Raw genomic sequence first — 19,953 nt, 5'->3', positions numbered from 1 at the left:
AGCGACGGCAGCCGGTGGCCGGCCAGTCCTTCCACACCATGTGGAAGGAGCTGGCCGGCATCGGCCGCGACCCCGCCTCCGGCGGCTACCGGCGCTACGCCTGGACCGGCGCCGACGCCGACTGCCGCGCCTGGTTCCGCGAGCAGGCCGAGTCGCGCGGCCTCGCCTACGAGACCGACCGCAACGGCAACCAGTGGGCCTGGCTGGGCGACCCGCACGGCACGGACGCCGTCGTCACCGGCTCCCACCTGGACTCCGTGCCCGACGGCGGCGCCTTCGACGGCCCGCTCGGCGTCGTGTCCTCCTTCGCCGCCGTCGACGAACTCCTCCAGCGCGGCGCCTCCTTCACCCGGCCCCTCGCCGTCGTCAACTTCGGCGACGAGGAGGGCGCCCGCTTCGGCCTCGCCTGCGTCGGCTCCCGCCTCACCGCCGGGCAGCTGACCAAGGACGCCGCGCACGCCCTGCGCGACGGCGACGGCGTCAGCCTGGCGGACGCCATGGCGGCCGCCGGACACGACCCCGACGCCATCGGCCCCGACCCCGAGCGGCTCGCCCGCATCGGCGCGTTCGTGGAACTGCACGTCGAGCAGGGCCGCGCCCTCGACCTGACCGGCGACCCGGTCGGCATCGCCTCCGCGATCTGGCCGCACGGCCGCTGGCGGTACGACTTCCGGGGCGAGGCCAACCACGCCGGCACCACCCGGCTCACCGACCGCCGCGACCCGATGCTGTCGTACGCGCAGACCGTCCTGGCCGCCCGCCGCGAGGCGGAACTGGCGGGTGCCGTGGCCACGTTCGGCAAGGTCGCCGTCGAGCCCAACGGCGTCAACGCCATCCCGTCCCTGGTGCGCGGCTGGCTCGACTCGCGCGCCGCCGACCAGGCGACCCTCGACACCGTCACGGCAGCCGTGGAGGCCGCAGCGCGGGAGGCCGCCGAACGGCAGGGCGTCGACCTCGCCGTCGTACGCGAGTCGTTCACCCCCGTCGTCGAGTTCGCCCACGCCCTGCGCGACGAGCTCGCCGCGATCCTCGGCCGGGGCGGCGACCGGCCCGTGCCCGTCCTGGGCACCGGCGCCGGACACGACGCGGGCATCCTGTCCGCCTCCGTCCCGACCGCGATGCTGTTCGTCCGCAACCCCACGGGCGTCTCGCACTCCCCGGCCGAATTCGCCGCCGAGGACGACTGCGTGGCCGGCGTGCGCGCCCTCGCCGACGTACTGGAGGGCCTGGCATGCCGCTGACGACGTACTGGCTGGAGCACGCCTGGCTGGGCGGCGCGGTCGTCCCCGGTGTCGCCCTGGACATGGCGGACGGCCGGATCGCCGCCGTCCGCCCGGGTGTGACCGCCCCGCCGCCGGGCGCCACCGCCCTGCGCGGACTGACCCTCCCCGGCCTGGCCAACGCCCACAGCCACGCCTTCCACCGGGCCCTGCGCGGCCGCGTCCAGGCCGAGCGGGGCAGCTTCTGGACCTGGCGCGACACCATGTACCAGGTGGCGTCCCGGCTCACCCCCGACACCTACCGCGCCCTGGCGACCGCCGTGTACGCGGAGATGGCCCTCGCGGGCATCACCGCCGTCGGAGAGTTCCACTACCTGCACCACGCGCCCGGCGGCACCCCCTACGCCGACCCCAACGCCATGGGCGAGGCCCTGATTGCCGCCGCGTCCGACGCGGGCATCCGCATCACCCTCCTCGACACCGCCTACCTGTCGTCCGGCTTCGGCGAGCCGCCCAACGAGCACCAGCTCCGCTTCTCCGACGGCACCGCGGACGCCTGGGCCGAACGCGTCTCGGCGCTGAAGGACACCGCCGACGCCACCGTCCGGATCGGCGCGGCCATCCACTCCGTGCGCGCCGTCCCCGCCGACCAGCTGGCCGCCGTCGCCGACTGGGCCCGCGACCGGGGCGCGCCCCTGCACGTCCACCTCTCCGAGCAGCCCGCCGAGAACGAGGCGTGCCTCGCCGCCCACGGCCGCACCCCGGCCCGGCTGCTCGCCGACCACGGGGCCCTCGGGGAGCGGACCACCGCCGTGCACGCCACGCACCTCACCGACGAGGACATCGCGCTCCTCGGCACCACCCGCACCGGCACCTGCATGTGCCCCACCACCGAACGCGACCTCGCCGACGGCATCGGCCCGGCCGTCGCCCTCCAGCGGGCGGGCAGCCCCCTGTCGCTGGGCTCCGACAGCCACGCCGTGATCGACCTCCTGGAGGAGGCGCGCGCGATGGAGCTGGACGAGCGGCTGCGCACCCGCGTGCGCGGCAACTGGACCGCCGCGCGGCTGCTGGACGCCGCCACGGCCGACGGGCACGCCGCGCTCGGCCGCCCCGACGCGGGCATCCTGGAGGCGGGCGCGCTCGCGGACTTCACCACGATCGCGCTGGACACCGTCAGGACGGCCGGGCCGCCGCCGCGCCTGGCAGCCGAGACGGCCGTATTCGCCGCGTCGGCCGCGGATGTGCGCCACACGGTCGTCGGCGGCCGCCATGTCGTACGGGACGGGGCCCACGCCCTCGTACCCGATGTGCCGCGGGCGCTGCGGGACGCGATCGCCGCCCTGCTCGACTGACCCGGCCGAAGGAGAACTCCCGCACCATGAACAGCGGCAACGAGCCCACGAACAGCGCCCCCGCGACCGCGGGCCCCGACACGACGAACAACGCCGTCGCGCCGAGGGCCACCGCGGCCACGCTCATCACCCACATCGCCGGTCTGGTCACCAACGACCCCTCCCTCGGTGACGGATCCCCCCTGGGACTGATCCAGGACGCCGCGCTCGTCATCGAGGGCGACCGCGTCGTCTGGACCGGTGAATCCAGCAAAGCACCCGCCACTGACAACCGGGTCGACGCCGGCGGCCGGGCCGTCGTCCCCGGCTTCGTCGACTCCCACTCCCATCTGGTCTTCGCGGGGGACCGCACCGCCGAGTTCAACGCCCGCATGTCCGGCCGGGCCTACGAGGCGGGCGGCATCCGCACGACCGTCGCCGCGACCCGCGCCGCGACCGACGCGGAGCTGGAGGCGAACGTCATCCGCTACCTGCGGGAGGCGCTCCGCCAGGGCACGACCACCTTCGAGACGAAGTCCGGCTACGGCCTGACGGTCGAGGACGAGGCGCGGGCCCTGCGCATCGCCGCCCGCCACACCGACGAGGTGACCTACCTCGGCGCGCACATCGTGTCGCCCGACTACGCCGACGACCCGGCCGCTTACGTGGAGCTGGTCACCGGCGAGATGCTCGACGCCTGCGCCCCGCACGCCCGCTGGATCGACGTGTTCTGCGAGAAGGGGGCCTTCGACGGCGACCAGGCCCGCGCGATCCTCACGGCGGGCAAGGCGCGCGGACTGCACCCCCGCGTCCACGCCAACCAGCTGTCGTACGGCCCCGGCGTGCAACTCGCGGTGGAACTGGACGCCGCGAGCGCCGACCACTGCACCCACCTGACCGACGCGGACGTGGACGCCCTCGCCCACAGCGCCACCGTCGCGACGCTCCTGCCGGGCGCGGAGTTCTCCACCCGCGCGCAGTGGCCGGACGCGCGGCGCCTGCTGGACGCGGGCGCCACGGTGGCGCTGTCCACGGACTGCAACCCCGGCTCGTCGTTCACCTCGTCGATGCCGTTCTGCGTGGCCCTGGCGGTACGGGACATGGGCATGACGCCCGACGAGGCGGTGTGGTCCGCGACGGCCGGAGGCGCCGCCGCCCTGCGCCGCACCGACATCGGCCGCCTCAGCCCCGGTGCCCGCGCCGACCTGGCGTTCCTGGACGCCCCGTCCCACGTCCACCTCGCCTACCGGCCCGGCGTCCCCCTGGTCACCGAGGTCTGGCGCGCGGGCAGGCCCGTCGCCGTGTGACAGGCGCCCGAGGGGCACAGGGGGGCGGCGCGTGCCGCCCCCCTGTCGGCGTGCCGGCGGCGTACCGGGCCCCCGGCGGCGCACCGGCGCGCCGGTCACGGGCGTGCGCGCCCCCGTCCCGCCGGGGCGGGCCGGTCAGCTCCCGGCCGGAAGGGCCGCGCGGGCGACATGGACGCGCATCGCGCACGGCACGCGCCCGTCCGGGCCGGTGAGCGGCGCGATCCGGTCCCGGAACGCCTCACGGAGCGCGGCCGCCTCCGCCCCGGTCAGCGCCGCGAGGTCGTACAGCCCGGACACGGCGGCCCACACCTCCTCCGCCGTCCCGTCCAGCCGCAGCGGCACGGTCTCCCAGCCGACCGCCCCGAAACCGGCCCCCCGCAGCACCTCGCCCAGGCCCTCCCGGGTACGGGTGCGGGGGTCGCCCAGCCTCGGCACGCGCCGCCCGGCGGGTACGGCCTCCACGGCGTCCCGCAGCAGCGGCAGGAACCGCTGGTACGCGTCACCGCCGCCGGGGACCGCCCCGCCGCCCACCACGCAGGCCAGCACCCCGCCCGGCCGCAGGACGCGCGCCACCTCCGCGGCGACCAGGTCCACCTCGCCCATCAGCATGAGCGCCATGTGCGACACGCACGCGTCGAACGAGCCGTCCGCGAACGGCAGCCGCTGCGCCCGCGCCTGCGCCAGCGCCGCCCCGGCGGGAACCCCGGCCCTGCCCCGCGCCGCGGCCAGCGCCTCGGCCGACAGGTCCACCCCGGCCAGCAGCCGTCCGGCACCCCCGCCCGGCGCGGCCCCCGTGCCGTCGCCCCCACCACCCGGTCCCCGCCCGTGCCGGGCCGCGAGCCGCTCCAGCAGCAGCCCGTCCCCGCAGCCCAGGTCGAGGACCGCGCGGGCGTCGCGCACCAGGTCGCACAGCATCGCGTAGCTGGACCGCCCGTCGGGGCCGGCGCCCCGGGCCAGGGCCTCGCCGGTGACGCCGGGCCGCTCGGCGTGGAACCGCCTCAGGAACTCCTCTTGCCGCATCGTCGTCGTCATGGCCCCCAGCCAACCAGGGGCGGCGCCCCGGCCCGCGCGGATCGCGCCGTCGGACGCCCCGCCGGTACGCGCGACGCCCGAGGGCCCGCTCCCCGGCAGGGGGGCGGGCCCTCGGGCGTAAGGGCACGGCGGGTGCCGCGGCGGGCGTCACTCCTCCAGGGTCAGACCCTTGCGGAGCTTCGTCAGCGTGCGCGACAGCAGCCGCGACACGTGCATCTGCGAGATGTTCAGCTCCTCGCCGATCTGCGACTGCGTGAGCCCGGCGACGAACCGCAGAGAGAGGATCTTCCGGTCCCGCGCCGGCAGCGACGCGATGAGCGGCTTCAGGGACTCGATGTACTCGATGCCCTCCAGGCCGTGGTCCTCGTAGCCGATGCGGTCGGCGAGGGCGCCCTCGGTGTCGTCCTCCTCGGGCTGGGCGTCCAGGGAGCTGGCGGTGTAGGCGTTGCTCGCCGCCATGCCCTCGACGACCTCGTCGTTGCTGATGCCGAGCCGGTCGGCGAGCTCCGCGACGGTCGGGGAGCGGTCCAGCTCCTGCGCCAGCTCGTCGCCGGCCTTCGCCAGCTCCAGGCGCAGCTCCTGGAGGCGCCGGGGAACGCGCACCGACCAGGAGGTGTCGCGGAAGAACCGCTTGATCTCGCCGATGATCGTCGGCATCGCGAACGTCGGGAACTCGACCTCGCGGCTCAGTTCGAAGCGGTCGATCGCCTTGATCAGGCCGATGGTGCCGACCTGGATGATGTCCTCCATCGGCTCGCTGCGCGTGCGGAAGCGGGAGGCGGCGAACTTCACCAGGGCGAGATTGAGCTCGACCAGGGTGTTGCGGACGTACGCGTATTCGTGGGTGCCCTCTTCGAGGGTCTCGAGCCGGGCGAACAGCGTCTTGGAGAGCGCTCGCGCGTCGACCGCCCCCACCTCGTCGTACGGAGGGATCTCGGGGAGGTCGGAGAGGTCCGGGTGGAAGCCGGGGTGATCGATGTGGTGGGGGGATGTTGCCGACGCCGCGTCGTGGGTACGCGTTTCGTCGAGCCGGGGTGACATGGTGTCCTCCATCGTTCTCGGCATATGGCCGCCGATGCCCATACGTCGGATTGCGGTGTGCGGCGCCTCCAAAGCCGGCCGTGTCGGGGGTTGCCCTACTAGCCCTATCCGGTTCGCACGTGCCGGTGCAAGTGGCCGGTGCGATTGCCATTTTTCCTGTATATACCCTTTGTGGTGGCCTCCGACTACCCGCGGAGGCGGATTCGTCGTAGGGTTCTCCCGACCCAACGGCATCGGCGAAGAGGGGCGGAATGGGCCGCGAGACGGTCGGCAGCGCGAATCAGGGCCGGCTTCACGTCGGGGTCCGGACGGAAGGTTCGAGCGAGATCCTGACCCCGGTGGGTGAGCTCGATCACCACACCGCGGAGCTGCTGCGAGAACCCCTGGAGGCCGCGGTGGCCCAGGGCCGCACCCGGTTGGTGGTCGACTGCTCCCAGCTGGAGTTCTGCGACTCGACCGGGCTGAACGTGCTCCTCGGGGCGCGGCTGAAGGCGGAGGCGGCAGGCGGGGTGGTCCACCTCGCCGCGATGCGGCCCGCCGTGGCGCGTGTGTTCGAGATCACCGGGGCGGGTGTGGTCTTCGAGATCCACGACTCCCTGGAAGCGGCCCTCGGGCGGTAGCCCGGCGGACGGTGTGGCGGCGAGTCCTCGCCGCCGGCCCGGCGCGGGGCGATCCGGGGGGTGTCGCCCGGGGACGGGCGGGCAGAAGAAGCCAGAAGACCCCCACGGTGGGCTGCGAAAAAGGCCACACTCTTGGTAAGCGAAGTCGATGTCGACGTCGACGCAGAGACGACCTGGTGAATCGGTGAGGTGACGCGCTGATGGGTGCCACCCGGCAGCAACCGCCGAGCGGCCTCGGCCCAGAGCCGGACGGCCCCGGCACCCATTCCGCACAGCGTGTGGCGGCTTCCGGCCCGTCCGGCGAGCGGGCCGCCGGGAGCGGCGGCGCCCCCGCGGGCGAGCGTGAGGACGCGCCCGCCGGGGACCGCGGTGACGGGCGGAGCGACGAGCGGGGGCCCCACCGCGAGACGCGCCGGCTCACCCTGGACGGCGCGAGCGGTGTCGTCCCCCTCGCCCGCGACTTCACCCGCCAGGCGCTCTACGACTGGGGCTGGCTGCCCGCGGCCACGGCCGACCGCCGCGCCGCCGCCGAGGACGTCCTGCTGGTCGTCTCCGAGCTGGTCACCAACGCCTGCCTGCACGCCGACGGACCCGAGGAGCTGCGGGTCTCGCTGCACGCCAAGGTCCTGCGCCTGGAGGTCGAGGACCGGGGCGCCGGACAGCCCGCCCCCCGCACCCCGCACCGCGCGGGCCGGCCCGGCGGGCACGGCATGTTCATCGTGCAGCGGCTCTGCCTCGACTGGGGCGTCACGCGTTCCCCGGAAGCCGCGGGGAAGACCGTGTGGGCGGAGTTGGCCGCCCCCGCGTAAGCGAGTGACCGGAAACGGTACGTATACGAAAGCTTACGAAAGGACGTGTTCTGCAGAACGTCCGTGTGGCGTAGTGTGCCCTCGCGTGAAGGAATTGTGTGACCCGCCGTACCGACCTGGGCGGGCCGCACGGTTTTCCAAGCCTGGGGGGGCGTACGAATCTTGGGAGACACGGGAACCTATGGGGCTCGCACCACACGTCTGACCACCGTCCGCGACGCCGGTGCCGTCCGGCGCCGCACCACGGCGGGCCGCCGCGCCAAACCGCGCTGGTACCTGCCGGCCGTCCTCGGCACCGACACCGCCGTCGCCGCCGTGTCCGTCGCCCTGGTCCTCGACCGGGCCCAGCAGCCGCACGGCCTGCGCACCGCCGCCGTCGCCACGGCCGCCTGGATCACCGTACGGGCGCTGCGCCACCGCTACCGCACCGCCGAGCTCGGCGAGTCGCGCGGGGCCATGCCCGTCCTGCACGACTGGCTCATCCTCGTGGCCTCGCTCGCCGTCCTGGGCGTCGCCACCGGCCGCACCCCGCAGCCGTACGCGGCGCTCGCCGCGCTGCTGCCGTGCCTGGCGGCGGCCGTCGTCTGCCGGCGCAGCCTGCACCGCCACCTCACCGCCGCCCGCCGCGCCGCCGAGGCCGTCGACCGGGTCCTCGTCGTGGGCGAGCCCGGCGTCCTGGAGGCCGCCGTGCAGCGCCTGGCGTCGCGCACCGACCACCCGTACGCCGTCGTGGGCACCGTCGTCACCGCGGACGGCGCCCCGGCCGGCGACCCGGCGGGCGCCGAGTGGCTCGACCCGGGCCTGGACGGCCGCGCCGCCGGGCAGCGCCTGGTGGATGCCGCCCACCGCCACGACGCCGAACTGGTGCTCCTCGCCCCCGGCGCCCGCCTCACCGGCGACCGGCTGCGCGAGGCGTGCTGGGTGCTGCACGACGCCGGACTGGAGGTCGCCCTGACCCCCGGCCTGGTGGAGACGTCCGTGAAGCGGCTGACGGCCGCGTCCGTCGCCGGGCTCACCGTCCTGCGCGTCGACCCGCCGGTCGGCCACGGCCCGCAGGCCGCGCTGAAGACCGCCGTCGACCGCTGCGGCGCCGCCCTCGGACTGCTGCTGCTCGCGCCGCTGCTGCTCCTGCTCGCCGCGCTGATACGGCTCGACTCGCCGGGGCCCGCGCTCTACCGGCAGGTCCGGGTCGGCCGCGACCAGGAGACCTTCACGATGTGGAAGTTCCGCAGCATGGTCACCGACGCCGACCGGCGCAAGGACGACCTCGCCACGCGCAACGAGTGCGACGGCCTGATGTTCAAGATGCGCCGCGACCCGCGTGTCACCCGCGTGGGCCGCTTCCTGCGCCGCACGTCCCTGGACGAGCTGCCGCAGCTGATCAACGTCCTACGGGGTGACATGTCCCTGGTAGGACCGCGCCCGCCGCTGCCCGAGGAGGTCGCCGCGTACGACGCGACGGCGCTGCGCAGGCTGCGGGTGAAGCCCGGCATGACGGGCCTGTGGCAGGTCAGCGGCCGCTCGGACCTCTCCTGGGACGAAACGGTCCAGCTTGATCTCCACTACGTCGACAACTGGTCGTTCAGCAGCGACCTCGACGTGATGAGCCGTACGCTCCGGGCCGTCGTCGACGGCCGCGGAGCGTACTGATGGCGCCCGGACCGGCGCGCTCAGCCCTCGCGGCCGGACCGCGCCCCCGCGCCGCCGTGCTCCAGCCACCACGCGTACGTCGCGGCGATGCCGTCCCGCAGCGGGATGCGGGGCCGCCAGCCGAGGCCGGTCAGCCGGGAGACGTCCAGCAGCTTGCGGGGCGTGCCGTCGGGCTTGGTGGTGTCCCAGGCGATGCGGCCGGTGAAGCCGGTCACCTCCGCGACGGTCCCGGCCAGTTCACGGATCGTCAGGTCCTCGCCGCAGCCCACGTTGACCGGCGCGTCCCCGTCGTACGAGGCGAGGAGCGTCGCGCAGGCGTCGGCGAGGTCGTCGACGTGGAGGAACTCGCGGCGCGGGCTGCCCGAGCCCCACAGCGTCACCTCGTCGCGGCCGGCCTCCCGCGCCTCGTGGAAGCGGCGCACCAGGGCGGGCAGGACGTGGGAGGTCTCCAGGTCGAAGTTGTCGCCGGGCCCGTACAGGTTGGTCGGCATCGCCGAGATGTACGCGGCGCCGAACTGCCGCCGGTAGGACTGGACCTGGCAGATGCCGGCGATCTTCGCCAGCGCGTACGGCTCGTTGGTGGGCTCAAGCGGGCCGGTGAGCAGCGCGTCCTCGCGGATGGGCTGCGGGGCGTGCTTGGGGTAGATGCACGACGAGCCCAGGAACAGCAGGCGCGGCACGCCGGCCGCGTGGGCGCCGGCGATGACGCTGAGCTGGATGCGCAGGTTGTCCTCCAGGAACGGCACCGGACGGGTGCTGTTCGCGAGGATGCCGCCGACCTTCGCGGCGGCCAGGACGACGGCGTCCGGGCGTACGTCCGCGAGGAACGCGCCGGTCGCGGCGGCGTCGCGCAGATCGAGCGCGGCACGGTCACGGGTGATCACCTCGTGGCCGTCGGCGGTCAGCCTGCGGACCATCGCGGAACCCACGAGGCCGCGGTGGCCCGCGACGAATATCCGGGCCCGCCGCGGCAGGTACGGCGACGGGGCCGGGGACGACGACGGGGCGGGGGGCGGCGGTGCCGCCTGCGAGTCGGTCATGGGCCGGATCATGCCAGGAGCGGCGGCGCGACCCGCGGCCGTCGCCCGGATTTCCGTATACGAGCACAAGGCGAGAGCGAAACGGGGACGGGGCCGGTGTGCGGCTCCTCCGGGAGGGGATGCCACGCATGAGCAAGACCGCGCTGATCACGGGGGTCACCGGGCAGGACGGGTCCTACCTGTCCGAACTGCTGCTGGAGAAGGGGTACACGGTCCACGGCCTGGTGCGCCGCTCGTCCAGCTTCAACACCGAGCGGATCGACCACATCTACCAGGGCCCGCAGGAGTCCGGCCGGTCCTTCGTGCTGCACCACGCCGATCTGTCCGACGGGGTGGCGCTGGTGAACCTGCTGCGCGAGATACAGCCCGACGAGGTCTACAACCTGGGCGCCCAGTCCCATGTCCGGGTCTCCTTCGACGCGCCGCTGTACACCGGGGACGTCACCGGGCTCGGCGCGCTGCGGCTGCTGGAGGCGGTGCGCGCGTCGGGCATCGACACCCGGGTCTACCAGGCGTCGTCGTCGGAGATGTTCGGCGCGACCCCGCCCCCGCAGAACGAGCGGACCCCCTTCCACCCGCGCAGCCCGTACGGCGTGGCCAAGGTGTACGGCTACTGGGCGACGGTCAACTACCGCGAGGCGTACGGGATGTACGCCGTCAACGGCATCCTGTTCAACCACGAGTCGCCGCGCCGGGGCGAGACCTTCGTGACCCGCAAGATCACCCGGGCGGTCGCCCGGATCAAGGCGGGCCTCCAGAGCGAGCTGTACCTCGGCAATCTGGACGCCGTCCGCGACTGGGGGTACGCCCCCGAGTACGTCGACGCGATGTGGCGGATGCTCCAGCAGGACGAGCCGACCGACTACGTCGTCGCGACGGGCGTCCCGGCGACCGTGCGGCAGTTCCTGGAGACGGCGTTCGGCCACGCGGGCCTCGACTGGCGGGAGTACGTCCGGCACGACGCCAAGTACGAGCGGCCCAGCGAGGTCGACGCGCTGATCGGCGACGCCGGCAAGGCGGAGGAGCTGCTGGGCTGGAAGCCGGAGGTCCGGGTGGACGAGCTGGCCCGGATCATGGTGGACGCCGACATCCGCCAGGTGCAGGACGAGCTGGCCGGGGTGACGGTGCGCGTGGACCGCTGAGCCGACGGGCCCCCTCGGGCGTCCGGGCGTCCGCGTCCGGGTGGGCCCGGCGGGGGCGGTCCGGCGCCTCGCGGTCCGGCGGGGCTCGCGGTCCGGCGGGGCGGTCCGGCCGGTGTGCGCGGCCCCGGATATGGCCGGGAACTGTCCGTAGTTTTTTGTGGAGTTGGCCAGAAATGGCCCAAGGGCCGCTACTCTACGGCTCATTCACACGTTTGGGCGACTCGCCCGCGCCCGCGGCCGCGCCGCACGAGCGCTCACGGCGTCGAGACGTCCGTCTTGGGGGGTACATGAAGAGATCCAGAGGGCTGCACGCCGCCCTCGCCCTGTCCCTCGCGGCCGGTCTGGGGGCGGTCACCGCCCCGCAGGCCACCGCGCTCACCGCACCCGTGGCCTTCACCGCCGACGACCTGCCCACCTGGCAGACCAACGGCATCGTCTGGGCCCTCGCCGAGGCGAACGGCGTGGTCTTCGCGGGCGGCACGTTCTCCGCCGTACGGCCTCCCGAAGGCGCGGCCGGCACCGAGCGGCAGGCGCTGAACTTCGTCGCGCTCGACGCGGCGACGGGCGCGCCCACCGACTGCCGGCTGTCCTTCACGGTCTCGTCCGGCACCGCGACCGTGCGCGCCCTGGCCGTGTCGCCCGACAAGCGCACCCTGTACGCGGGCGGCTACTTCGGCGCGGTCAACGGCATGCCGGTCTCCAGCGCCGCCGCCATCGACATCGCCACCTGCACCCCGAAGGACGCCTTCAACGCGGCCTTCCCCGCCACCGTCCGCGCGCTGGCCGTCACCGACGACACGGTGTACGCGGGCGGCGACTTCACGCAGGTCAACGGCGAGCCCCGGCAGCGGTACGCCGCCGTCGACGCGACGACGGGCGCCCTGCGGCCGTTCCGCGCCGACGTCGACGAGCCGGGCCGGGCCGTCGAGATCACCCCCGACGGGCGGCACGCCCTGCTGGGCGGCGACTTCTTCACCGTCAACGGCGCCTCCTCGCACGCCCTGGCCGTGGTCGACGCGAAAACCGGCGCCAACGTCAAGACGTACCCGGGCTTCATCATGAACAGCTCGGTCGTCAAGGACATCGACACCGACGCCACCGGCTTCTACACCGCCCACGAGGGCACCGGCGGCTTCGACGGCCGGATCGCCCTGGAGCTCGGCACCCTGGAGCAGCGCTGGCGGGACACCTGCCTGGGCGCCACGCAGGCCGTCGAGGCGCACAAGGGCGTCCTCTACAGCGCCTCGCACGCCCACGACTGCGGCCTGGTCGGGGAGTTCCCCGACGGGCGCCGCTACCACTTCCTGGCGCAGCCCACGACGTCGGTCGGCAAGCTCGGCTGGTTCCCCGACACCAACGACGGCCTCGGCGAGGGCATCGGCCCGCGCGTGATGACGATCGCCGCCAAGGACGGCGTCGAATACCTGTGGTCCGGCGGCGAGTTCACCACCGTCAACGGCGCCCCCGCCCAGGGCCTCACCCGCTTCGCCTCCACCGGCGACACCGGCCGGCCCACCACCCCGGTCGCGAGCGCGGCGAGCGTCAAGCCCGGTGAGATCCACGTCCGGTGGCGCACCAGCCTCGACCTGGACGACAGCCGCCTGACGTACAAGGTGTACCGGGACGGCGCGGCCGCCCCGGTCGCGACCGTCACCGCCGATTCGCTGCCCTGGCACCGCCCGCAGGCGTCGTTCACCGACACGGGCCTCACCCCCGGCACCACCCACACCTACCGGGTGACCGCCACGGACGCCGCGGGGAACGTCAGCGGCCTGTCCGCCACGGTCAGCGCCACCGCCGCGGTCTCCGCGCAGCCCTACGCCTCCCAGGTCATCGCGGACGGCGCCCAGCTGTACTGGCGGTATGACGACACGGTCACCCCGTACGTCGCGGACTCCTCCAACGGCGACACCAGCGGCCTCCAGTCCGGCACCCCGGTCCAGGGCCAGCCCGGCGTCGTCGCGGACGGCAGCAAGTCGTTCTCCTTCGACGGCGTGGACGCCAAGGTGCACAGCGACCGGCGGGTCACCGTCGGAGACGCGTACACCCTGGAGACGTGGTTCAAGACCACCACGACGCGCGGCGGCAAGCTCATCGGGTTCGGCAACAACACCACCCGCAACAGCGGCCGCTACGACAAGCACGTCTACATGAACAACTGGGGCCAGCTGTACTTCGGCGCCTACGACGGCACCGCCCGCTACCTCAGCACCCCCGGCACCTACAACGACGGCAAGTGGCACCACGTCGTCGCCACCCAGGGCCCCTCCGGGATGACCCTGTACGTCGACGGCCGGCGCATCGGCGGCAACGGCTACTCCGGGCACGAGCGGTACGCCGGCTACTGGCACATCGGAGGCGACGCCGTCGGCAACTGGCCGTCCCGCCCGTCCAGCAACTACTTCGCCGGGCAGCTCGACGAGACCGCGGTCTACCCGACCGCGCTCACCGCGACCCAGGTCGCCGGCCACTACGCCCGCGCCTCCCAGAAGGGCGACACGGTCACCACCGTGACGCCCGCCGCGGACGCCTACGTCAACGGCGCCTCCACCGGCACCAACTACGGCGCCGCGACCTCCCTGGCCGTGCGCGGCAGCGCCGCCTACGAGACGTACCTCCGCTTCACCCTGCCCGCCGCCCCCGCCGGGACGCGGCTGACCGGGGCGTCGCTGGAGGTCCGCACCGACTCGTCGTCCACCGCCGGGTCCACCGACCCGGTGCTCGTCAGGCCCGTCACCGGCGCCTGGGCGGAGGCGGACGTCACGTACGCGACGAAACCGGCCACCGGGACGGCCCTGCTCGGCACGCTCGTCCCGCCGGCCGCACCGAGCACCGGCGCGTCCGTCCAGCTCGACAAGGCCGCCGTGGCCGCCGCGCTGGGCGGCGACTACAGCCTGGCGCTGACCGGCGAGGGCACGGACGCCCTGTGGCTCTGGTCCCGCGAGGCCCCGGCATCGGGCGGCACGCCGAGGCTGATCCTCACCTTCTCGCCGGTGTAGAAGCACGGGGCGGGGGTGGCGCCGAGGGCGCCGCCCCCGCCCCCGCACCAATCCCTCAGGAGCCGTACCCATGCGCACGCATCCCCACCGTCCCGTCGCCGTCGCGCTCGCGCTGGTGGCGGCGCTCGCCCTGGCGGGCTGCTCGTCCGACGGCTCCGGCCGGCCGGGTGACTCCGGCCGTACGGGGGCGGCGGCGCCCGCCGCCTCCGGGCCGTCCCTTTCGGCGGCCGAACGGGTCGCGGGGGAGCAGGACGGCGCGAAGACCGCCGGGCCGGGCTCCGGGACGGCCGGTCCCGGTGCCGCGCCCGCGCCCGGCAGCACCCCCGCCGGTCCCGTGCGGCCCGACGCGGCGCTCACCCCGGCCACCGGCTCGTTCACGCCGCAGGAGAAGAAGTACCTCAGTGGCCGCGTCCCGCGGGCCGTCGATCCCGCCGCCGTACTCGACGTGGGCCGGGAGTCCTGCCAGCGGATCGCCCGCACCGCCAAGCACGACAAGGACGCCGCGGCCGCCGCCGTGGTCGCCGGGGACGTGCGCGACGCCGAGGACGCCGTCACCCATCTGTGCCCCGACCAGCGCCCGGTCCTCGACGCGGCCGAGGGCGGCTACCCGGACGGCACCCACGCCTCGCCGGCCCCCGGCCGCTACCGGACCGTGTCCGCGGGGCCCAGCTGCTCCTGGCAGGTCACCGACGCGAAGGGCGACCGCCTCACCGGAGGCCCCGCCCCCGGCGCCACGGGGCCGCACACCCTGACCGTCCCGGCCGGCGCGGCCCGCTTCGAGTCGAGCGGCTGCTACGCCTGGCTGCGGGCCTGACGGGCTGCCTGACAAGGGCCTGACGGCGGACTGACAGCGGGCCGGGGGCGGCCACCGCCGGGCTCGGGCCAGGCGTGGCTGCCGCCGACGCGGCTACCGCCGCCCGCGCGTCCGGCCCCGGGAAACCGCCCCGCCGTACACGGACAGCAGCTCGTCCACCACGGCGTCCATGGAGAACGCCGACCCGGCGAGCGCGTGCGCCGCGTCCGACGCCTTCCGCGCCGTCTCCGGCTCCAGCAGCTCCAGCACGGCGCCCGCGAGGCCCGACGCGTCCGCCACGACCCGGCCCGCGCCCGCCTCCCGGACCGCCGACGCCAGCCCGTTCGACTCGGTCACCACGGCCGGGGTGCCCACGGACAGCGACTCCAGGACCGACATCGGGAACGGCTCGTCCACCGACGGCAGGACGTACACATGCGCCCGGCGCAGCTCGTCCAGCACCTCCGCCGAGCCCAGGGCGCCCACGCACTCCACCCGCCCGCGCAGCCCCAGCCGGTCGATGAGCGCCCGCACGGCGGGCAGTTCGCCCTCGTCGGGGCCCGCGACCACGAAGTGCGCGTCCGGGTGGCGGCGCAGCACCCCGGGCGCGGCGGCCACGAAGTCGCACGGCCGCTTGCGGGCCTGGAGCCGCGCCGCGTACAGGATCCTCGGCGGCCCCTCGGGGGCGGGCCGCGCCTCCTGCCGGGGGACGCCGTTGACCAGCCGTACCGCGTTCGGCAGCGGAGCCCCGACGACCGCGTCGAGACCGCGCCGCTCGTGCCCGGTCAGGTGCAGTACGGCGTCGGCGCCGCGCAGCACCCGCCGTACGGCCACGGCGTCGAGGAGCTTCGCCAGCAGCCGGTCGCTGGGGTCCACCATGCCGTGCGTCTGGAGGACCAGCGGCACCCGCGCGCGCAGCGCGGCCAGCGCCACGGGCAGCGTCACCAGGTCCCGCGCCAGGTGGACGTGGACGACGTCCGCGCCCCGCACCAGCCGCCCCGCCCGGGCCAGCAGCGCCGGCGAGGCGATCCCGCTGAAGCCGAGCGGCAGCAGCCGCCGTGCCGGGTACAGCCGTGCGGGCACGCCCTCCACCTGCGTGGGCGGTACGGGCCCGAACCCGTCGGCCAGGGCCAGCAGGCGCGGGTCGTGGCCCCGCTCGCGCAGTCCGTGCGCCAGATTCAGGGCGACCCGTACGGGCCCCCCGAACGCGCCGGTGGGGGAGTGCAGGGTGACGGCGTGCAGGACACGCAGGGCGGGGGCGGTCACGTGGGCTCCTCGACGGGGCGGCGGGCGCCGTCCGCGGTGTGCAGGGTCAGCTCGGGCAGGTCCCGGTGGAGTACGGCCCCGGCGCCGACGACGGCGTGCCGGCCGACGCGGGTCCCGGCGAGGACGGTGGCGCGGGCCGCGATCCAGGCGCCGTCCTCGACGGTGATGGGCGCGTTGCGGTAGCGGAAGTCGGCGGCGCGGTGGTCGTGGCCGCCGGTGCACAGGAGCGCCTCCTGCGAGACACAGACGTGCGCCCCGAGGGTGACGGGCTCCAGGTTGAGCAGCCAGGCGCCCTCGCCGATCCAGGTGTGGTCGCCGATGGTCAGCTTCCACGGCCACAGGACGCGGACCCGGTGCCGTATGAGCACGTTCTCGCCGATCGTCGCGCCGAACGCGCGCAGCAGGGCGACCCGCAGCCGGGCCGGGCACCACCAGGCCGTGAAGACCAGGTTCATGACGGCGAACCACAGGGCCTGGGTCAGCTTGCCCCGGCCCTTGTCGTACCCGGCCAGCGTGAACGCGGACAGGTCGCGCATGCGTCGGACTCCCCCCTGTGACCGCCCGATGCGGAATGACCGTCAGATTAGCGGCTGGTGGCTCCCGGTCGCAGGGCATCGCGGGACCCGCTCGTTAGACTGCGCGGGACACGTCGACGGGGGGTACGGAGTGACGGCCGACACGACACCCCGCGCCACGCCCTCCGTCCCCGGACCCGGCCCGTCGTCGGGAGGCCCCACGCCCGGCGGCCCGACGCCGCCCGGCCCGACGCCGCCCGGCCCGACGCCGCCCGGTGGCGCGGTGCCGCCCGGCACGTCGTCCGGCGGCCGCACGCCCGGAGGCCCGGACGGTCCCGGGCCGGGGGCCGCGCCCCGCCCCGTACCGCTGCCGCCGCCGTTCCGGCCGCGCACCCTGCTGTCGCGGGCGCTGTCCGTGCCGCTGGTCCTCGGCCTCGCGTGCTTCCTGCCGCTGGCCGTGGTGTCCCAGTCGGGCGAGGGCCCGCGCGACGCGGCGTTCTGGCTGCAGGTCGTGCTCACCGTGTACTGCGGGGTGCGGCTGTCCGCGATGGTGCTGACCTCCCGCCGCAAACTGCTCCAGGCGACGTTCTGGATGTTCTGCTACATGGCGATGGGCGTCGCGCCGCTGGCGCAGGCGGTCCTCGGGCGCGTCCCCACCCCGGTCGTGGGCCCCCGCGAGGACCTGGTCCAGGCGGTCTCGCTGGTCCTGCTGGGCTGCTTCGCCTTCGACGTGGGCGCCCTCCTCGCCCGCTACCGCACGCCTCGCCACCGTGAACGGGACGCGGGCGGACGTGCCGCCGACCCCGACGGGCGGCCGGTGCTGATCCACCGCAGGCGACTGATGCTGCTGGTCTTCGCGGCGTTCGCGTGCGGCGGGCTGCTGATCGTCAAACTGGGCGGCCCCGCCGTCTTCTTCAGCAGCCGCCAGGAGATCATCGCCAGCATCGAGGACGCGGGCGTCTCCGGCGACGGCTCGCAGGCCGGGCAGGCGTTCCTGCGCGGCTTCGGCACGGTCCCGCCGCTGATCGCGCTCCTCGTCTACACCCGCTGGCTGATCACGTCCCGCCGGGCCCGCCGCACCTGGTCCGTCGTCACCGTCTTCGGCGCGCTCGCCGTCCTGAACGTCGTCGTCAACAACCCGGTCTCGAACCCGCGCTACTGGTTCCTGACCGTCCTGTTCGCGCTGCTGTTCACCGCGTTCCCGGTGAGCGCCGCCATGTACCGGGCGTCCCTGAGCCTCGGCGTGGTCGTCGCGCTGCTCGTCTTCCCGTTCGCCGACCGCTTCCGGTACGACGAGAACAACGCGCGGCAGATCGAGACGACCTCGTTCCTGGAGCCGCTGGCGCTGAAGGACTACGACCAGGTCGGCATGTTCGCCAACACCATCACGTACGTGGAGTCCGGGCAGGGCCACACCTACGGCTACCAGCTCGCCGGGTCCCTGCTGTTCGCCGTCCCGCGCTCGGTGTGGGCCGACAAGCCCGCCGACACGGGCGTGATGGTCGGCGAGTGGATGGGCGCCGTCAACACGAACCTGTCGTCCCCGGTGTGGGCGGAGCTGTGGATCGACTTCGGGCCGGTCGGCATGACGGCGGGCATGGCCGCCGTCGGGTACGCCGCCGCCCGCGTGGACCGGCGCGTGGCGCGGCGCGCGGTGCGGGGCTCGCCGACCGGCAGCCTCCTGCTGATCACGGCTCCGCTGGTCGCCGGGTACTCCTTCATCCTCGTACGCGGCCCGCTCCTCCAGGCCACCGGCAAGGTCGCCATCGCCGCGCTGTGCCTGGCGCTCATCGCCACCTACCGCACGGACCGGGGCGCCCGCCTGGGCTGACGGGCCCGCCCCTCACGCCTCCGCATGCGCGGTGGACCAGGGGAGCGGAGCGTGACCGGGCCGACCGCCACCACGGGGCACGCCACCGAGCCACACCGCCCGGCCACCCGTACCGCCCCTCACGTCCCCGCGACGGCGGCGGCCTCCGGGGCGCGGCCGGCGCGGCGCCGTACACGGGCCACCCGCGCCCACGCCGCCAGCGCCTTCGCCGCCGAGCCGCCCGCGAGCCCCCACGCCGCGCCCGTCGCGCCGCCCGCCCGGAACCCGGCGTACAGCAGCGCCACCGACAGCAGCGAGAAGACCACCTGCACCGGCAGCGTCTCGCGCGGGCTCAGCACCCGCAGCGTCAGCAGGGCGCTCACGCCCAGCCCCATCACGGTGTACTGGGCGGCCGTCGCGGGCAGCAGCGCCGCGACGGCCGGCCACGACTCGCCCAGCACGCGGCGGCCCCAGCCGTCCGGCAGCAGCCACCACGCCCCGCCCCACACCGCGCCGGTCGCGGCCAGCGCGCAGCCCAGCAGCAGCGTCACACGCACCACGGACCGCCCGCCGCCGAGCCGGTTCAGCAGCGGAGGCCCGAAGCCGTTCGCCGCGCCGAAGAACACGTTCAGCGGCCCGAACAGGGCGGAGGCGCCCCGCAGCGCGCCCACCGCGAGGGGGCTGCCCACGAGGCCCAGGCACAGCACGGCGACCTGGCTCGAGCCGTTGCCCACCGCGAACTCCACGACGAACCGCCGCCCCAGATGCCCCCGCCGCAGATACCGCCGCACCTCCGCCCGCGCGCCCGCCAGGGGCCGCCGCAGCAGCAGCCCCGCGAGCAGGAGCCCCGGCAGCGCCGCCAGCCCCCAGGCCAGGACGAGCCGCCCCGGCGACGCCCCGCCCGGCTGCGCGGCCAGTACGGCCACCGTCGACACCAGCCGCAGCGCGTCGGCGGCCAGCGCGTGGTGCGGGCGGCCCAGCAGGGAGAAGCAGTACCGTGCCGCGTCCTGGAGCAGCACCACCGGCAGGACCGCGCCGAGCGCCGCCAGCGCCCGCCCGCCCGGCAGCAGCGCCCCCGCGACCACCAGCACCGCCCCGGTGGCCGACGCCCCGACGGCGGTGAAGGCCAGCGCCGAGCGGCACGCCGACGCCACCGCCCCGGCGCCGCCCCGCACCAGCACCAGCGCCTGGCCGACGTACGCCATGAACAGGCCCAGCGCCACGGTGAACACCAGGTACACCATGGAGAACTCGGCGAACCCGGCCACCGTCGAGACCCGCGCGGCCAGCACCAGCACGAGGATGTTCGTCAGCCCGGCCGCGCCCTGGTCCAGCACGGAGGCGACGGCCGCGGTACGCCCCCGCAGCGCCCCGC

16 protein-coding genes are annotated in these 19,953 nt (G+C 75.2%); 10 read left to right on the top strand and 6 right to left on the bottom strand.

Annotated features, from left to right (window positions below):
• The first annotated feature begins 38 nt into the window (after positions 1–38).
• Genes ACSUPT_RS11050 through hutI form a run of 3 tightly spaced genes read left to right on the top strand, consistent with a single transcriptional unit; the run spans position 39 to position 3,861 of the window.
• Positions 39–1,241: an allantoate amidohydrolase gene (locus ACSUPT_RS11050; protein WP_351965390.1), complete on the top strand. Its 1,203-nt coding sequence runs from the start codon at positions 39–41 to the stop codon at positions 1,239–1,241.
• The gene (locus tag ACSUPT_RS11045; protein ID WP_436944152.1) at positions 1,232–2,575 is read left to right on the top strand and encodes a formimidoylglutamate deiminase; all 1,344 of its coding nucleotides are present in this window, start codon (positions 1,232–1,234) and stop codon (positions 2,573–2,575) included. The genes ACSUPT_RS11050 and ACSUPT_RS11045 overlap by 10 nt, the downstream gene beginning before the upstream one ends.
• A 26-nt stretch (positions 2,576–2,601) precedes the next feature.
• Complete coding sequence (gene hutI / locus ACSUPT_RS11040) at positions 2,602–3,861, top strand: imidazolonepropionase (protein ID WP_436944151.1); 1,260 nt, start codon at positions 2,602–2,604, stop codon at positions 3,859–3,861.
• A gap of 135 nt (positions 3,862–3,996) precedes the next feature.
• Here the strand turns inward: hutI and ACSUPT_RS11035 are convergent, their stop codons facing one another.
• Complete coding sequence (locus ACSUPT_RS11035) at positions 3,997–4,893, bottom strand: class I SAM-dependent methyltransferase (RefSeq protein ID WP_436944150.1); 897 nt, start codon at positions 4,891–4,893, stop codon at positions 3,997–3,999.
• Positions 4,894–5,040: 147 nt separating this feature from the next.
• Positions 5,041–5,946 carry an RNA polymerase sigma factor SigF gene (locus tag ACSUPT_RS11030; RefSeq protein WP_351965341.1) on the bottom strand — a complete coding sequence of 302 codons (906 nt, stop codon included), beginning with the start codon at positions 5,944–5,946 and terminating at the stop codon, positions 5,041–5,043.
• Positions 5,947–6,185: 239 nt separating this feature from the next.
• On the opposite strand from ACSUPT_RS11030, the gene ACSUPT_RS11025 reads away from it, so the two are divergent.
• The 3 genes from ACSUPT_RS11025 (at position 6,186) to ACSUPT_RS11015 (ending at position 9,013) form a co-directional block, all read left to right on the top strand.
• Positions 6,186–6,554 carry an STAS domain-containing protein gene (locus ACSUPT_RS11025; RefSeq protein ID WP_351965342.1) on the top strand — a complete coding sequence of 123 codons (369 nt, stop codon included), beginning with the start codon at positions 6,186–6,188 and terminating at the stop codon, positions 6,552–6,554.
• A gap of 200 nt (positions 6,555–6,754) precedes the next feature.
• Positions 6,755–7,363 (top strand): ATP-binding protein, encoded by a 609-nt coding sequence (locus ACSUPT_RS11020; RefSeq protein ID WP_361659306.1) that lies wholly within the window; start codon positions 6,755–6,757, stop codon positions 7,361–7,363.
• A 162-nt stretch (positions 7,364–7,525) separates the two neighbouring features.
• On the top strand, positions 7,526–9,013 hold the full coding sequence (locus ACSUPT_RS11015; RefSeq protein ID WP_436944149.1) for a sugar transferase: 1,488 nt from the start codon (positions 7,526–7,528) through the stop codon (positions 9,011–9,013).
• Positions 9,014–9,033: 20 nt separating this feature from the next.
• On the opposite strand, the gene ACSUPT_RS11010 is transcribed toward ACSUPT_RS11015, so the two are convergent.
• Positions 9,034–10,053 carry a GDP-L-fucose synthase family protein gene (locus tag ACSUPT_RS11010; RefSeq protein WP_436944148.1) on the bottom strand — a complete coding sequence of 340 codons (1,020 nt, stop codon included), beginning with the start codon at positions 10,051–10,053 and terminating at the stop codon, positions 9,034–9,036.
• Between the two features lie 128 nt (positions 10,054–10,181).
• On the opposite strand from ACSUPT_RS11010, the gene gmd reads away from it, so the two are divergent.
• The 3 genes from gmd to ACSUPT_RS10995 all read left to right on the top strand — a co-directional run bounded on the left by gmd (position 10,182) and on the right by ACSUPT_RS10995 (position 15,008).
• Positions 10,182–11,195: a GDP-mannose 4,6-dehydratase gene (gmd, locus tag ACSUPT_RS11005; RefSeq protein WP_351965346.1), complete on the top strand. Its 1,014-nt coding sequence runs from the start codon at positions 10,182–10,184 to the stop codon at positions 11,193–11,195.
• A gap of 287 nt (positions 11,196–11,482) precedes the next feature.
• Complete coding sequence (locus ACSUPT_RS11000) at positions 11,483–14,194, top strand: CBM96 family carbohydrate-binding protein (protein WP_404147680.1); 2,712 nt, start codon at positions 11,483–11,485, stop codon at positions 14,192–14,194.
• A 70-nt stretch (positions 14,195–14,264) separates the two neighbouring features.
• Positions 14,265–15,008, top strand: coding sequence for a hypothetical protein (locus tag ACSUPT_RS10995; RefSeq protein ID WP_436944147.1), 744 nt, complete (start codon positions 14,265–14,267; stop codon positions 15,006–15,008).
• Positions 15,009–15,101: 93 nt separating this feature from the next.
• Here the strand turns inward: ACSUPT_RS10995 and ACSUPT_RS10990 are convergent, their stop codons facing one another.
• Entirely contained in the window at positions 15,102–16,238 is a 1,137-nt protein-coding gene (locus ACSUPT_RS10990; protein WP_436946200.1) for a glycosyltransferase, read from the bottom strand.
• 11 nt (positions 16,239–16,249) lie between these two features.
• Positions 16,250–16,789 carry a WcaF family extracellular polysaccharide biosynthesis acetyltransferase gene (locus tag ACSUPT_RS10985; protein ID WP_361659290.1) on the bottom strand — a complete coding sequence of 180 codons (540 nt, stop codon included), beginning with the start codon at positions 16,787–16,789 and terminating at the stop codon, positions 16,250–16,252.
• A gap of 262 nt (positions 16,790–17,051) precedes the next feature.
• Between ACSUPT_RS10985 and ACSUPT_RS10980 the strand changes: the two genes are divergently transcribed.
• Positions 17,052–18,599 (top strand): hypothetical protein, encoded by a 1,548-nt coding sequence (locus tag ACSUPT_RS10980; protein ID WP_436946199.1) that lies wholly within the window; start codon positions 17,052–17,054, stop codon positions 18,597–18,599.
• Positions 18,600–18,718: 119 nt separating this feature from the next.
• Here the strand turns inward: ACSUPT_RS10980 and ACSUPT_RS10975 are convergent, their stop codons facing one another.
• The gene (locus ACSUPT_RS10975; protein ID WP_436946198.1) at positions 18,719–19,945 is read right to left on the bottom strand and encodes a hypothetical protein; all 1,227 of its coding nucleotides are present in this window, start codon (positions 19,943–19,945) and stop codon (positions 18,719–18,721) included.
• Positions 19,946–19,953 lie beyond the last annotated feature (8 nt).

The sequence above is a fragment of the Streptomyces sp. SudanB25_2051 genome (genome assembly GCF_964272635.1).
Taxonomy (GTDB): Bacteria; Actinomycetota; Actinomycetes; order Streptomycetales; family Streptomycetaceae; genus Streptomyces.
Note: the sequence above shows the minus strand (reverse complement) of the source record. Positions and strands in the feature narration are given on the sequence as shown.